8 protein-coding genes are annotated in these 15,092 nt (G+C 68.2%); 3 read left to right on the forward strand and 5 right to left on the reverse strand.

Annotated features, from left to right (window positions below):
- Position 1 precedes the first annotated feature (1 nt).
- Positions 2–712, reverse strand: coding sequence for an MBL fold metallo-hydrolase (locus tag BN1701_RS14490; RefSeq protein ID WP_054049174.1), 711 nt, complete (start codon positions 710–712; stop codon positions 2–4).
- 130 nt (positions 713–842) lie between these two features.
- Here BN1701_RS14490 and BN1701_RS14495 point away from each other — a divergent pair, with 130 nt between their 5' ends.
- Positions 843–1,724: a peptidylprolyl isomerase gene (locus tag BN1701_RS14495; protein WP_054049176.1), complete on the forward strand. Its 882-nt coding sequence runs from the start codon at positions 843–845 to the stop codon at positions 1,722–1,724.
- Between the two features lie 2 nt (positions 1,725–1,726).
- A complete protein-coding gene (locus BN1701_RS14500; protein WP_054049178.1) occupies positions 1,727–2,509 on the forward strand; it encodes a peptidylprolyl isomerase in 783 nt (260 codons plus the stop codon).
- A 276-nt stretch (positions 2,510–2,785) separates the two neighbouring features.
- Here BN1701_RS14500 and BN1701_RS14505 read toward each other — a convergent pair whose 3' ends face one another.
- Positions 2,786–10,162 carry a toxin TcdB middle/N-terminal domain-containing protein gene (locus BN1701_RS14505; protein WP_054049180.1) on the reverse strand — a complete coding sequence of 2,459 codons (7,377 nt, stop codon included), beginning with the start codon at positions 10,160–10,162 and terminating at the stop codon, positions 2,786–2,788.
- Positions 10,159–10,959, reverse strand: coding sequence for a SpvB/TcaC N-terminal domain-containing protein (locus BN1701_RS37295; RefSeq protein ID WP_054049182.1), 801 nt, complete (start codon positions 10,957–10,959; stop codon positions 10,159–10,161). Before BN1701_RS37295 ends, BN1701_RS14505 begins: the two co-directional genes overlap by 4 nt.
- Positions 10,960–11,196: 237 nt before the next feature.
- Between BN1701_RS37295 and BN1701_RS14515 the strand changes: the two genes are divergently transcribed.
- Positions 11,197–11,877, forward strand: coding sequence for an AraC family transcriptional regulator (locus BN1701_RS14515; protein WP_067521202.1), 681 nt, complete (start codon positions 11,197–11,199; stop codon positions 11,875–11,877).
- On the opposite strand, the gene BN1701_RS14520 is transcribed toward BN1701_RS14515, so the two are convergent.
- Both BN1701_RS14520 and BN1701_RS14525 read right to left on the reverse strand, forming a co-directional pair.
- On the reverse strand, positions 11,840–12,715 hold the full coding sequence (locus BN1701_RS14520; protein ID WP_054055862.1) for a hypothetical protein: 876 nt from the start codon (positions 12,713–12,715) through the stop codon (positions 11,840–11,842). The two genes, BN1701_RS14515 and BN1701_RS14520, sit on opposite strands and share 38 nt — an antisense overlap.
- Before the next feature lie 50 nt (positions 12,716–12,765).
- Entirely contained in the window at positions 12,766–15,072 is a 2,307-nt protein-coding gene (locus tag BN1701_RS14525) for a bifunctional (p)ppGpp synthetase/guanosine-3',5'-bis(diphosphate) 3'-pyrophosphohydrolase (protein ID WP_054049184.1), read from the reverse strand.
- Between the last annotated feature and the right edge of the window lie 20 nt (positions 15,073–15,092).

Consider the following 15,092-nt stretch of genomic DNA (forward strand, 5'->3'; position numbering starts at 1 on the left):
CTCAGATGCCCCGGCCCCGGCCACGGTGGGCCGACGACGGGTCACTGAGGTCGACCATGCCGGTCAGGAACGGGTTGCTGACGCGCTCGCGGCCGATGGTGGTGGCGCCGCCGTGGCCGGGGAGCACGACGGTCTCGTCGTCCAGCGTGAGGATCTTGGTGCGCAGCGACTCGGTCATCCGGTCCATGGAGCCGCCGGGCAGGTCGGTGCGGCCGATCGAGCCCGCGAACAGGGTGTCGCCCGCGAACAGCAGCTGGCCGCCCTCCTCGGTGGCCGAGCGGAACACCACGGAGCCCTCGGTGTGGCCGGGCGTGTGGTCGACGGTCATCTTCAGACCGGCGAGGTCGAGTTCCACGCCGTCGGTCATCTCGCGGACCTCGCGGGGCTCGCGCAGCTGCAGGCCGCCGAAGAAGGCCGCCGTCTCGCGGCTCAGGCCGCGCAGGGGGTCGCTGAGCATGTAGCGGTCGTCGGGGTGGATCCACGCGGGCACGTCGTTGCCGTCGCAGACCGGGGTGACGGAGAAGACGTGGTCGAGGTGCCCGTGGGTCAGCAGGACCGCGACCGGCGAGAGCTTGTGCTCGCGCAGGGCGTCGGCGATGGGCTCCTCGGCGTCCTGACCAGGGTCGATGATCACGCACGGGCCACCGTTCGCGGGGGCCACGAGGAAGCAGTTGGCCTGGAAGGCCCCGGTCGGGAACCCGACGACGAGCACGGCGAACCTCCGGTCGACGGAATTCTTGGCTGCTTCTCAGCCTAGTGGGCGGTACCACCACACGGTTCTTACCGGGGTCACCAATAGACTGCGCGCCTGCCAGGAACGTGTAGGTCAGGGAGGATGCCAGGTGCCGAGCAACGAGCAGCGCAGAGAGGCGGCCAAGCGCAAGCTGGAACGTCAGCTGGCGAACCGGGCCGAACGTGCGCGCAAGCGCCGGATCTTCGGTGTCGTGGGCACCGTCGCGGGCGTCGTGCTGGTGGTGGGTCTGATCTACTGGCTGGCCAACCGCAGCGGCGACGACACGATCGACCCCGCGGCCAGCACCGCCCCGACCACCGAGCCCGCGCCGGACCAGGTCGCCACCCCGGCGAACATCCCGACCGAGCTCGCCGCGGTGCCCAAGCGGCCCACCGCGCTGCCCGCGAAGGCCACCTGCGCCTACCCGGTCGAGGAGGGCAAGCCCGCCTCGAAGCCCGCGCAGGCCCCGCCGACCGACAACGTCTCGGCCGAGGGCACCATCGCGGCCACCATCGGCATGTCCGTGGGCGACGTCAAGATCACCCTGGACCGCGCCTTGGCGCCGTGCACGGTCAACAGCTTCGTGAGCCTGGCCAAGCAGGGCTACTTCAACGACACCACCTGCCACCGCCTCACCACCGAGGGCATCCAGGTCCTGCAGTGCGGCGACCCGACCGCCAAGGGCAGCGGCGGCCCCGGCTACAGCTTCGACGACGAGGTCTTCCCGGAGATCAAGTACGGCCGCGGCATCCTGGCGATGGCGAACGCGGGCAAGAACCCGCAGACCAACAAGGGCACCAACGGCAGCCAGTTCTTCATCGTCTACGGCAACGCCGAACTGCCGCCGAACTACACCGTGTTCGGCACGGTCGAGGCCGAGAGCCTCAAGAAGATCGACGAGATCGCCAAGACGGGCACCGTCAGCCAGGGCGCTCCCGGCGACGGCTCCCCGAAGAACCCCGTCGCGATCAAGACCGTGACGGTGGCCTGAGCATGTCCCGTACCGCGCTGACCGGAGTGCTGCTGGTGGCCCTCGCAGGCTGTTCGACGGCCACCAGCGGCAACCCGGTCGGCGCGGACTCGACGGATGGCAGCACGACCACCACCGCTGCTGCCGCCAGTTCGGCTTCGGGTTCGAGTTCGGGTTCGACCAGCAAGACTTCGGCAGGCGACGGCAAGGCGTGCCGCTACGCCACCGCGACCGGCCAACCCGCACCTGATGGCCGCGACGTGGGCAAGCCCGCGGAACGAGCCAAGGACGCCCCGGCGAAGGTCACCCTGACCACGAACCTAGGCGCCGTCGGCATCACCTTGGCCACCGACACCGCGCCCTGCACCGCCCGGAGCTTCCTGCACCTGTCGTCGAAGAAGTTCTACGACGACACCCCGTGCCACCGACTCACGTCGGCCGACAGCCTCAAGGTCCTGCAGTGCGGCGACCCGACCGGCAAGGGCATCGGCGGCCCCGGTTATACGGTCCCGGACGAGAACCCCGGCACCTTGAAGCCCTCCGGCGTCGCCGAGGCGGTGATCTACCCGCGCGGCACGGTCGCCATGGCCAACACGGGCAGGCCCAACAGCGGCGGCAGCCAGTTCTTCCTGGTCTACGCCGACTCGATGCTCCCGCCGACCTACGCCGTTTTCGGCACGATCGACGACGCCGGTCTTGCGGTTTTGGACAAGGTCGCCAACGGCGGCATCACCCCCCAGCGCGGCGAGCAGGACGGCGCCCCGACCGTCCCCGTCAAGATCCAGACCGCCAAGACCGACGGATAGCTTCCACATCGACGATCACTGATGCCCGCCCCTCTGACGAGGGGCGGGCATCGGTGATCTGTACGAATGTTCACGGCCACGTGGTGGTCGGGCGCCTGACCCGACCACCACCGGATCGCTACTTCGGCCGTTCTTTGATCAGCTCGCTCCCATTACGGCCCAGCCACTCCAAGTTGTTCCGGATATGTAGGTTGAGGTTTCTCAATTTGCAAACTCTCCTCCCCGAACTTCCGGTACAGATCAACGCCGAACGCGATCGCTATGTCACACGGCGAGTCACTCGAGGTGACGAGCCGAGGGAGACTCGTCGCGCGGTCGGATGTAGCCCACGATCACATTGGGGCCGCGATTATAGATGCTGACTTCGACTTCGGATCCGTTGCCCTCGATGGTGACGACCTTTCCGTCTTCATTGACGCCGGTCATGGCGATACCGGTGTGATCCACTTCATCACCACCATTGTTCCAGCCGAACATCACGATGTCTCCTGGCTGAATACCGTCGACACCGTCGTGCCAGGCGCCATTCTCCTTCGCCCACTCCACACCCGCTACGGTGTATTGGAATCCAGTGTCGCTCGAATCGCCCTCTTGCATGTCGGGCAGCGGTTGACCGGCCTTCCAGAAGACCCAGGAGACGAATCGCGCGCACCAGGCCGCGGCTGGAGCATTCGGCTCATACCACCGGCCGTACTTCGTGTCGCCGTCCGGCGCGCCCGCACCCTGACCGAGTTCGCCCAGAGCTGTGGCCAGCAACCATTCGGTGGGATCCTGCCGGGGCTCCCTGCCCGTTGGGTCAGTGAGCTGAATCGGGTTGTTGTGGGTGTAGGTGAAGGCGGCGAGGTTGCGGGGGTTCTGAATCCCGCCCGCGGCCGTGTAGCCGGACATGAAATCGGGGATGGCGGGGTCGGGTGATGCCCAGAGTTGCGTTCTGGGGTTGTAGTAACGGGCGCCGTGGTAGTTGAGGCCGGTTTCCTCGTCCGCTTCCTTGCCGGTGTACTTGTAGGGAGTGGGAGTGGCGCCTGCGACCTGTTCCTCGACCCAGCGTTCACCAAAGGGGAAGTATTCGAGGTGCTGAACCAGTTCGCCGCGGTCGTTGGTGACATATCCGGCGGAACCGATGTGGTCCGCGTGGTAGTAGGACTGGTCGTTTTCGGCGGTGGCGTCGGTCTTGACGGTTTTGGTGGTAAGGCGGGCGTCGCCGATGAAGATGTGTTTGAAGCCGGTGCCGTCGCGTTCGCTGTAGGTGTTGTTCGGGTAGATCGACGTGGCGCTGCCGAGTTTGGCGACCCGGTCGCCCCTGGCGTCATACAGGTACTTGACGGTGGCGTTCGCGCAGCCGGTCGGGTCCTGGGCGACGGCGGTGGTCGCGTGGTCTTCGTTGCAGGCCAGGCGGTTGTCTTCGTCCCAGACGTACTGGCGGCGTTTGGCCGGGGTGATGGCGGTGTTGACGGTGTCGGTGAGGTTGCCGTTGGCGTCGTATGCCTGGGTGATCGGGCCGACCCGGTTGGGGGCGTGAGGGTGGCTTCCGCTGTAGGCGTAGTCGTAGGAGTAGGTGGTCTTGTCCTGGACATCCAGCGGGTTCGACGAGTCCTCGACGGGCTCGATCGGGCCTAGGGGCTGGCCCTGGTCGTAGGCGGCCAGAGTGAATTGGGACTCGCTGCCGACAATGGTGTGGGCCTGGACCTTCGACGTGGCGTTGTCGATCGAGTCGTACGACATCGACAGCGTGTAGCGGTTCGACTTGGCGTCGGCGCCGACATACTCACCGCCCGCCGAGGTGAGGCGGTAGAGATCGTCGTAGCCGTAGTTCTGGGTGCTCGGGCCGCCGATTCCGCCGGACGCGGGCGCCGCGTTGGTGAGCCTGGTGATGTTGCCGACGTTGTCGCGGGTGTAGGTGATGTCCTGAAACGCGGTGCCGTCGGCCAGTTTGGACTTCAGGGTGGCGAGGTGGCGCTTGGCGGGGTCGTAGGTGTAGGTGGATCGGACTCCGTTGCCGGTTTCCTGCATCAGGCGCTGGCCGAACTTGTCGTAGTCCGTGCGAGCCAGGTACGTGTAGCTGGTTCCGGCTTTGACACCGGTCGCCGTCGAGACGAGTCCGGCGGTGTCGTAGTCGTAGGTCAGCTGTTCACCGTCGGGGTAGGTCATGTGCAGGACCCGGTTGAACGAGTCGTACGCCCAGCGGGTGGTGAACTGCTTCGCGGCCTGGTTGGGCAAGCTGACTGTGCGGGTTTCGCGGGTCAGTTCGCCGAGCGGGCCGTAGCCGCGGGTGGCGGTGCCTGCGCCGTCGCGGACCTCCGCGATGCGGTTGGCGGTGTTGTCGGTGGCACCGGGGGCTCCATAGCCGTAGGTGACGTCGTTGGCCGGGAAGGTCGGGTAGCGGACGGCGCGGAGGCGGGTGAATTCGTAGTCGAACTCGACCTGCTTCGCGGCCGTGCGGAGGTTGGGGGTGATCTTCGCGATGACGTTGCCCGCCAGGTCGAATCGGCTTTCCACGCGGCCGGTGTCGGGGTTGTCGAGCACTGTTCGGCGGCCGAGGCCGTCGTATTCGGCGCGGGTGGTGTTGTTCTGGTCGTCGACGACGGCGGTGAGTTGCTTGACCGGGTCGTGGGCGTAGCTGGTCCAGATGACCTGTTGGCCACCGGAGGGGTTGGACTCCTTGACCGCGGTGGTCAGCTCACGTACGTCGGTGTAAGTGCGGCGCTGCTTGCCATTGGCGTCCGTGACGGTCGTTTGGAACCTGGTGATGCCCGCACGGTCGGGGCCGAAGCCGTACTCCGTCTTGGAGACGGTGTCATCGGGCAACGTAGAGGTGACCGCGCGGTCCAGGACGTCGAATGTCGTGCGGGTCGGTGCCACCGAGTCGAACGTCGGGTTGAGCGTGGTGTTGGCCGCGCCGATCGGTTCGGTGATCGGCTGGTAGGCGGCCACCACGCGCCCGAGGACGTCGACCTTGGTGCGACCGGAGACGGTCATCACCGCGGCCTGGGTGTCGCCGGGGTTGGTGGCGACGGTGGCGTCCTTCTTGACCTGCACGACGCGTTGGACGCCGTCGGTGAACGTGACGGTGTCGATGGTGTCGGTGCGCAGGCCTGCCGCTGAGCGGTCGGTGTGGCGGGTCACCGCGTATGGGACAGCGGCTTCGGGGTGGTAGTCGAAGTCGATGGTCGGTCGGCCCGTTCCGATCTCGTACGGGCTCGTGATGGTGTCGATGCGGCCGACCGTGTCGTAGGAGCGCAGAAGCTGCTGATTGTTCTGGTCGACGGTGCGGTCCGGAAGACCGTATTTGATGTTGTGCGTGGCCGTCGATCGGTAGCCGAGGCTATCCACAACGGACTCGACGTGCACGCCGACGACGGTGTCGTAGCCGTACTCCAGCTTGTACCGCTGACCAGCCTTGTTCGCCGGGCGGGTAACACTCCTGAGATTGCCGTCCGGGTGGTATTCCAGGTCCGTCACCGCGATGTCGGTCTGGGTCACGAATGCCCGGATCTGCCGGGTCTCCCCGGTCGCACAGTCCACCGTGGACTCGCGGTACCGCAGCGGGGTGTCTGTGGCGGTCGCGCGCTGGGACACGGATCTGGCCAACCCGACCAGGTTGCGGTCCCGACACGCCTGGTCGGACGTGGTGTACCCGAAGTCGGTCTGGACGTCGTCCTCGATGCCTTCATCCCCGGCGTCGAACGAACCCGTCAGGTTGCCGTACTCGTCGTAGGCCATCACCGTGTGCGTGGTCTTCGCGGGTTCCTGCGCGCCCTCATAGAACTTCTTGTCCGCGCGGGTCAACTGGGGGAACACGGTCGCGGTGGGGCTTACCGGATCAGCCGTTGTGCCAGTGGCGGTGTCGTGGAGCCGGTAGGTGTTGACCGTCTCCACGAACGGCTTCCCAGCGCCATCGGTGGTGCGGGTGCGAGTGAGCAGGCCACGGGTGTAGTAGCCGTCGGTGCGGTAGTCGTCGGTCACGGCGCGGTAGACGGCATCTCCGGCGCCGGGGTCGCGGACCTCCGAGATGACCTTGCCGAATCCGAGGAACTCGCGCTCGCCCCGGTCGTACTTGCCGTTCTCGTAGCGATATGTGGAGACCTGGTTGTCGACACCGTCGCCGGTGTGGCCGTCGAACACCGAGGTGCGGGACAGGACCCACTTCGAGTCGGGCAGGTCGTAGGTGTTGCCGGTGCGGGTGTAGTCGAGATCGATGCGCGCGCCCATCGGCCGGGAGACGGCCCGGAGCAGGTTGGTGCGGCCAGTCTTGTTGACCGCGACCAACAACTCGTTGTCGCGAGTGGACTTGACATGGTCGGCGAGGCCGTCGCCGTTGACGTCGCGCAGGATGGTTTCGGCTCGGCTGATGCCGGTGGAGGCGTTGACGCCGGGGTTGAAGACGAAGACGCCGACGGGGGTGGGCAGGCCGACGGTGAAGTAGACGCCCGCGCCGAGACTGGCGTTCTTGTCGACGGCGATGTCGGCGAAGCTGCCGCGGAAGGGAGTCGGCGCGGCGAAGGAGGTGCCGGTGTTGATCGCGACCTTGATCGGGTTCGCGCCGTCGGTGAACACGCGGTCGGTGAGGCCGTCTCCGTTGACGTCCATCATGCTCACGTTGGTGAACGACGTTCCCAGCTCGGCGGACAGGCCGCCCGCGAAGCCGTAGCGGTCGACGTTGAATCCGAGGTTGACGCCGACATTGCGGGTGGACGCGTCGTTGATCGCTCCGGCCGCCCAGGGTTCGCGTGCGGCGAAGGAGTAGCCGAGGTTCAGCTGGGCGTCGCCGTTGCCGAACACCTTGTCCGGCAGGCCGTCGCCGTTGATGTCCATCAGTTCGAGACTGGTGTCGGACTCGCCGCCGCCGAGGCTGCCGCCGATGCCGAGAGACGGTTGGACCGAGCCGGTGGAGGCGGTATTGGCGCTGGTGCCCGCGTCGGGCGCGGCCATGCCCAGTGCGCTGGCGATGGTGGCGGACTCGCTACCGGCGGAGTACGACACGTTGCCGGAGACGTTGGCCGACTCGCGGACGTTGCCGCCGAGGGTGCCGCGCGTGGCGCCGAGCGCGCCGGTCGAGTCGGAGAACTGGATTTCCTTGGCGCCGACGACGTCCGGGAAGCGGTCACCGTTGAGGTCGAGGTAGTCGACCGAGCCCGCGGTGATCCCGCCGACCACGGTGCCACCGAACGGGCCCGCGGCGAGGGTGGCCGACACCTGGCCGGTGACACCCCGGCGCATCACCGCGCGGTCGCCCGCCACGTCGGCGTCGGTGACGATGTCGATGGTGTCCGCGCCGAGGCGGGAACTGGTCGCCATCGCGGCGGTGATCCAGGAGGACTCGTCCTGCGCGGCCCAGCCGCCCTTGGTCGGGTTGGGGGCGAACACCGCCAGTCGGGGCATGTTCAGTCGGGGGTTCGCGGTGAATCCCGGAACGTCGGCTTCCTTGGGCTCCTTGGGAAGCGCGTCCTTGAAGCTCTGGTCCAGCGTGAGTTCAAGCTGCTTGAGCGGTTGGGTGGCGCGGTCGCGGTTGCCCTGGTAGCCGATCACGCCCCAGCCACGGTAGGGCTGTGCGAACGCGCCCTGCGCGACGGAGCCGTGCATCGCGCTCGGCGCAGGCGTGAACGTCGGGAAGTACGAGGTCAGGTCGTAGGTGACCCCCGCCGACTGTTCGGCGATCCTGCCGAGCAGATTGGGGTCGGTCGTGGAGTGGTCGAAGAACAGCTCGTCGCCGACGGTGACGGGCACGGTCAGGTCCAACTTCTCGCCCGGTTTGCCGTACTGGCCGTTGGTGATCTCGACGATCCGTTTGGCGAGCAGCTGCCCTTGGCGGTTCTTCACCGTGAACGCGATCTTGCCGTTCCCGTTGATGGTGCCGAACTGCAACGCGACCTTCGGACGCACCTTCACCTGGCCGGTTTTGGTCGCCTTGTAGGACTGCTGCGGGGTGGTGAGGGTGTTCGCCGGGTACATGTCCAGGTCGTACGGCGGGGTGATCACCAGCGTGGGGTTGCCCGCGGCATCGACGAGCGACTCGACACCCTGCGCCGCGGTGTAGTGCGCCTTCGGCGCCCAGCTCACCGCAGAAGCGTCGATCGGGGAGTCGGTCTTCAACTTCCACGACATCTTCTCGAACATGCTGACCGGAATGCTCACGTCGATCGCGGAAGTACCGGTCGACGCGGCGGGCAGGACCTTGCGGAACACCTCCGTGCCCGCGTGGACGCCGTTGCCCTTCTCGATCACGACGGTCACGTCGTCCGAGGTCGCCTTGTTCTTGAGCACATCACCGGTCAGCCGCAGCGTGCCGTTCACCGGCACCGTCACCAGCGACGGCCTGCCACCGAAGGTGAAGTCGGACGACGCGCGGAACACGGTGTTCTGCAGGCCGTTCACGTCCGTGCTGGTCGGCATGTTGGTGTAGGTGATCGTCGGGTCCCACGCCACCGTGTCGTACTTGCCGTCCAAAATGGACTGCGAGCGGAAGTAGAGGGCTTCGCCCTTCTTCACCGGAATCGACGCCACATTGGCCGGGGTGAACGCGGTGTGGTCCTCCGGGCCGATCCGCTGCGCCCAGAGCTCGGCGTCCTTGTGCTGAATGGTGACCCGAACACCGTCGGCCTTGGTGTAGGCGGCCCGCGCCGGGGAGGGGTCCTGGGTCAGCTGCACGCGGCCGTCGACGCGGACGTTGCCGTCGAACGGCGCGACCCAGCGGCGCACCGAGTCCAGCAGCGGCGAGTTGTCCACCTGCTGGTTGAACTGTGCGGTCTGGTCGCCGACGATCTCGCCGGTCACCGCACCGCCCCCGACCGGTGCCGGAGTGCGCGCGGAGTCGGCGCTGTAGGCGGGTTGCCCATTGGCGTCCAGGTAGCCGAACAGCACGCCGCCGTTGTTCACCAGGTCGGTGATGCCGTCACCGTTGACGTCGTGGAGGAACCGGTCCGACGTGGTCGTGGTGCCCACGAAATCCAGCTGGGCCGACGTGGTCAGGACGTACGACTCGATGCCGATGGTTCCGGACAACGTGCGCTCGGTCGAGATACCCGGCAGGTTGGTCAGCTTGACCGGGGTGTCGCCGAACTTCGGCTCACCACCGGGCTTGGCCAGGTTGGGCCGGTAGAACACCTCGTTGTTCTTGCGGAACACCTTGTCCGGCAGGTTGTCGCCGTTCACATCGGCCAACGTCGACAGGCCGTCGGACTGGCCCGCGCTGAACCCGACCTTCAACCCGACGCTGCCCTCCTTGGTCGGCAGCCCCTGCACGTTGTAGCCGGCGAACAGATGCGCACCAAAACCGACCGACGTGTTCGCCGAGATCGCGCTGGCCTCGCCTTCGCGGATGTTCACACCGAGGTCGTCATCGGGCACCGACCAGCCCGCGGCGTCGTTGAAGGCGTTGTAGTTGCCCGCCTGATCGCGGACATCGTCGAAGTAGTCGAACGTGTGCGTATTGAAGACCTGGTTGTCCTCGCCGAACTGCGACACCGACGCCAGCAGCGTCTTCGCGTACGCGCCGGTGCGGTAGTTCAGCTCGTACGCGCGGATCAGCTGGTCATCGAGCTTGACCTCGACCCGCCGCAGCAGGTCGGCGGTGACCTTCTTGAACCCGTTCCTGGCGTCGATCTGCACGTCGCCGCGTCGGGCCTCGCCGCGCTCACGGTCGCGGATGAACGTCACCGAGTACCTGCCGTCGGTGTCCCCCGGCCGGTGTAGGTGATCTTCTGCGGGTACAGGTTGCTGCCCGGCACCGCCGAGCCCGCCGAGCCGCCGTCGGCCACCTTGGCGTAGCGGTAGCGCATGACGTTGTCGTTGCCGTCGCGGATCTCCCGCGCCGCCCACGTGGCGATGCGACCCGTGCCGTCGGCCAGCGTGCTGTCGGCCGCGCCGCCGAAGAAGGTGCGGACGCCCTGCTTGTCGGTGACCTCCCACCAGTAGTTCGTGGGGTTGTCGCCGTGGCGCACGATCCGGTCGAACCGGCCCTCCACCCGGCTGTGGAACACCTTCTCCGCTGACCGAGCCCGCAATTCGCTCCGGTGCGCGACCGGGGTCAGCTGCTCACCGTTGAGCAGGTAGGTCTCGGTCTCCAGGCCTGCGTCGTATCGCGGCACACCCCACCGCGTGTCGACCGTGACCATCGGCGTGCTGACGTCCCACCCGACGCCGAGCCACCCGTTCGCCCCCGAGGAGCTGTAGCCGACGGCGAGCTTCGGCTCCAGGCCCGCGCGGCCCTTCGGCACCTCCAGCGGATACGACATCCGCGCGTCACCGCTGTTGTTCGCCGAGGGGGCTTCGACCAGGTTCACCCCGGTGCCCGGATCGGCGGCCTTGATGTCCTTGATCTGGTTCGGGTTGAACGACGTGCCCTCCGGATGCTCAGGGGCCGTCACCGCCCCATCCGCGCCACCGGCCGCCGGGCCCGACACCGCGATCCACCCCGGCGGCACCACCCCCAGCGCCGCCAACGCGACGATCAAGACCAGAACCAGGCTTCTTCCGCGCGCACGAGCAGACGCGAGGACAGTCATGTCCCCGACCCCCTCCAGAGAACCGAACCCGACCTCGGGCAAGGCGTTGCCCGAGGAGTCGCGGCCGTTGAACCACCCAGGCGACCGCTTGATGAACGTACATGTTCACAAAGATTGCGGACAAGTGAGCCGCCTCACGAAGCCTGCGAACGGGCCTTGTCGGTGGGGCGTGGCATCGTGCCGAACATGGGGTATCGGGAGACTTCGGCGGGACGGCCGGGGATCGCCTGTCTGTGGTCGCGGACGCTTGACGTGCCCGTCGAGCACCGGGTCGTGCCGGACGGGTGCGCGGACGTGATCTGGCACCGCGAGAGCGGGCGGCTGTTCGTCGCGGGCCCCGACACCACAGCCCAGGTGGGCATCGGGGAACCCGGGACGCTGATCGGATTGCGGTTCCTGCCTGGAGCGGCGGCGGTGGGGGTACCAGCGGACGCGATCCGGGACGGGCGGGTCGATCTCGCCGACTTCCGGGCCGACGCCGGTGAGCTGGCCGACCGACTCGCCCACTCCCCCGATCCGCACCGGCTCCTGCTCGACGCCTTCCCCGTCCGGCCCGACCCGACGGTCGCCGCGATTCGGGGGCTGGCCTGCCGAACCGGGAAGGTGCGCGACATCGCCGACACCATCGGGCTCAGCGAGCGGCAACTGCTTCGGCGCAGCGCTGCCGCGTTCGGGTACGGGCCCAAGGTTCTGCACCGGGTCCTGCGGTTCGACCGCGCGCTCAACGCCGTCCGGGCGGGCCGACCGGCCGGAGCCGTCGCCTACGAGTGCGGGTTCGCCGACCAGGCCCACCTTGCCCGCGAGGTCAAAGCCCTCGCGGGCACAACACTCACCGAACTTCTCGGCCGTGGGCGCGCAGCGTCTTGAGCGCGTGCACGGTCATCCAGCCCGCCCACTCGAACTCCGTCACCGGGGTCCACGCGGGCCACCGCACCCGCCAGCCACCGTCCTGGCCCTGAGCCGACGCCAGCGCGTCCAGACTGGCCGACATCTCGGCCGCGCTGAACCACTCGTAGGCGAGGCTGTCCGGGGAAGGCGCGTAGTCGTGGGGATCGTGCAACTCGCCCTCGGCGTAGCCGTCCGGCACGGTCGCGACCCCGTTGATCCGGGCCAGGCCGCGGGACCGCACGATCGAGCCGATCGACGCGGCGGCACGGGAAGCCCGGTCGCGGTCCGGGGCGTGGTCCAGGAATTCGATACACGCCAACGCTTCGTACGGGTGGGTGTTGGTCAGCGACTCGATGCGGTGCCAGCAGAACTCCGCCGCGCCGTCGATCCACGGGTGGGTCGCGCCCGCCTGCCACAGCGCACCCACCAGGTTCGCCGTGGGCAGCAGCGAACCCTCATAGACCGCGGGCACTACCCACCAAGGCGCGCGCGGGAAGTCCGTCGCGTTTGGATGGACAAAAGGGACACCGCCGCCCGGGGCCTTGACCGACTCCAGGTAGTCGGCGACGCCGTCCGGGGCCGCGCCGACCTCGTGCAGGATGTTCAAGGCCGCCAAAACCGTCACCGGTTGACTGCCCGGGCCGCGGCCATCGGGTTCCAAGGCGTTGCCGTAGCCGCCGTCCGGGTTGCGGTAGGGGGCCAGTGCCGCCAGGACCGCGTCGGGTGAGCCCGCGCCGAACAGGAAGTCGAAGCGGCGGCGGTCGAGCAGGCGGGCGGTCCGCAGGATGAAGTCTGAAGCGCGCGAAAAGGAAGTCACCAGGCCAACGTAGGCCCGGCCCAACCCGCGCGTCTTGAACGAAACGGACGTCAGGACGCCGATGTCACCCGGTAGACGTCGTAGACGCCCTCGATGCCGCGCACCGCCTTGAGCACGTGCCCCAGGTGCTTCGGGTCGCCCATCTCGAACGAGAAGCGCGACACCGCCACCCGGTCACGCGACGTGGTCACCGTGGCCGACAGGATGTTGACCTTCTCGTCGGCCAGCACCTTCGTCACGTCCGACAGCAGCCGGTGCCGGTCGAGCGCCTCGACCTGGATGGCCACCAGGAACACCGACGTCTCCGACGGCGCCCACTCGACCTCCAGCAGCCGCTCCGGCGAGTCCATCAGGTCGTCGGCGTTGGTGCAGTCGGTGCGGTGCACCGAGACACCGCCGCCGCGGGTGACGAAGCCGAGGATGTCGTCGCCGGGGACCGGGGTGCAGCAGCGGGCCAGCTTGACCCAGATGTCGCTGGCGCCCTTGACGATGACGCCCGCGTCGCCCGAGCTGCGGCGCCGGGTGATGGTCGACGGGGTGGACCGCTCGGCCAGTTCGTCCTCGGCGTGCTCGACCCCGCCCAGCAGGGCCACGAGCCGCTGCACGACGTGGCGGGCGGAGGTGTGGCCCTCCCCCACCGCCGCGTAGAGCGCGCTGACCTCGGGATAGCGCAGCTCGCGGGCCAGGGCGTTGACCGACTCGGCGGACACCAAACGCTGCATGGGCAGGCCGACGCGGCGGACCTCCTTGGTGATCGCGTCCTTACCGGCCTCGATCGCCTCTTCCTTGCGCTCCTTGGCGAACCACTGCTTGATCTTCGCCCGCGCCCGCGGCGACCCGGCGAAGGCCAGCCAGTCGCGCGACGGCCCCGCGCCCTCGGCCTTCGAGGTGAAGATCTCGATGACCTCGCCGTTCTCCAGCTTGCGCTCGAGGGCGACGAGCCTGCCGTTGACCCGCGCGCCGATGCAGCGGTGGCCGACCTCGGTGTGCACCGCGTAGGCGAAGTCGACCGGCGTCGACCCGGCGGGCAGCGTGACCACGTCGCCCTTGGGCGTGAAGACGAAGATCTCCCGCGCGGCCAGGTCGTAGCGCAGCGACTCCAGGAACTCGCCGGGGTCGGCCGCCTCCCGCTGCCAGTCGAGCAGCTGGCGCATCCACGCCATCTCGTCGACATCGGCGCCGCTGTGGGTGCCCCTGGTCTCCTTGTAGCGCCAGTGCGCGGCGATGCCGTACTCGGCGGTGCGGTGCATCTCGTGCGTGCGGATCTGCACTTCCAGCGGCTTGCCGTCCGGCCCGATCACCGTGGTGTGCAGCGACTGGTAGACGCCGAAGCGGGGCTGGGCGATGTAGTCCTTGAAGCGGCCGGGCATCGGCTGCCACAGCGCGTGCACCACGCCCATGGCCGCGTAGCAGTCGCGCACGTCGTCGACCAGGATCCGCACGCCGACCAGGTCGTGGATGTCGTCGAAGTCGCGGCCGCGGACGATCATCTTCTGGTGGATCGAGTAGTAGTGCTTGGGCCTGCCCTCGACCTTCGCGGTGATCCGCGAGCCGCCGAGGTCGGCGCCGAGCTGGTCGACCACGGTGCGCAGGTAGGTGTCGCGCGAGGGCGCGCGGTTGGCCACCAGGCGCACGATCTCGTCGTACTTCTTGGGCTGCAGGATGGCGAAGGCCAGGTCCTCCAGCTCCCATTTGACCGTCGCCATGCCGAGCCGGTGGGCCAGTGGGGCCAGCACCTCCAGGGTCTCGCGGGCCTTCTTGGCCTGCTTCTCCGGCGGCAGGAACCTCATGGTGCGCATGTTGTGCAACCGGTCGGCCAGCTTGATGACCAGCACGCGGGGGTCGCGGGCCATGGCGATGACCATCTTGCGGATGGTCTCGGCCTCGGCTGCGGACCCGAGTTGCACTTTGTCCAGCTTGGTGACGCCGTCGACCAGGTGGGCGACCTCGTCGCCGAAGTCGGCGCGCAGCCGGTCGATGGAGTAGTCGGTGTCCTCGACGGTGTCGTGCAGCAGCGCCGCGACCAGCGTCGTGGTGTCCATGCCCAGCTCGGCCAGGATGGTGGCCACGGCGAGCGGGTGAGTGATGTACGGGTCGCCGGACTTGCGCCGCTGCTCGCGGTGCGCCTCCTCGGCCACGTCGTAGGCGTGCTGCAGCAGGGCCAGGTCGGCCTTCGGGTGCAGCTCCCGGTGGACGGCGGCGAGGGGTTCGAGTACCTGCTTGACCGGGGCCGCGCGCTGCGCGGTGATCCTGCGGGCCAGGCGGGCGCGAACGCGACGAGTCGCGGAGGGCTCGCGGCCTGCGGGCGTGAGCGGCTCACCGGCCCCCGTCGCCGCGCTGTCAACGTCGTGGGTCACCCAGGCTCCCGGCAGTCGGT

The sequence above is a fragment of the Alloactinosynnema sp. L-07 genome (assembly GCF_900070365.1).
GTDB lineage: Bacteria > Actinomycetota > Actinomycetes > Mycobacteriales > Pseudonocardiaceae > Actinokineospora.

Excerpts from the sequence above, each read along its gene's own strand:
- BN1701_RS14500 (WP_054049178.1), top strand. The coding sequence starts at position 1,727 with ATGTCCCGTACCGCGCTGACCGGAGTGCTGCTGGTGGCCCTCGCAGGC.
- BN1701_RS14515 (WP_067521202.1), top strand. The coding sequence starts at position 11,197 with ATGGGGTATCGGGAGACTTCGGCGGGACGGCCGGGGATCGCCTGTCTG.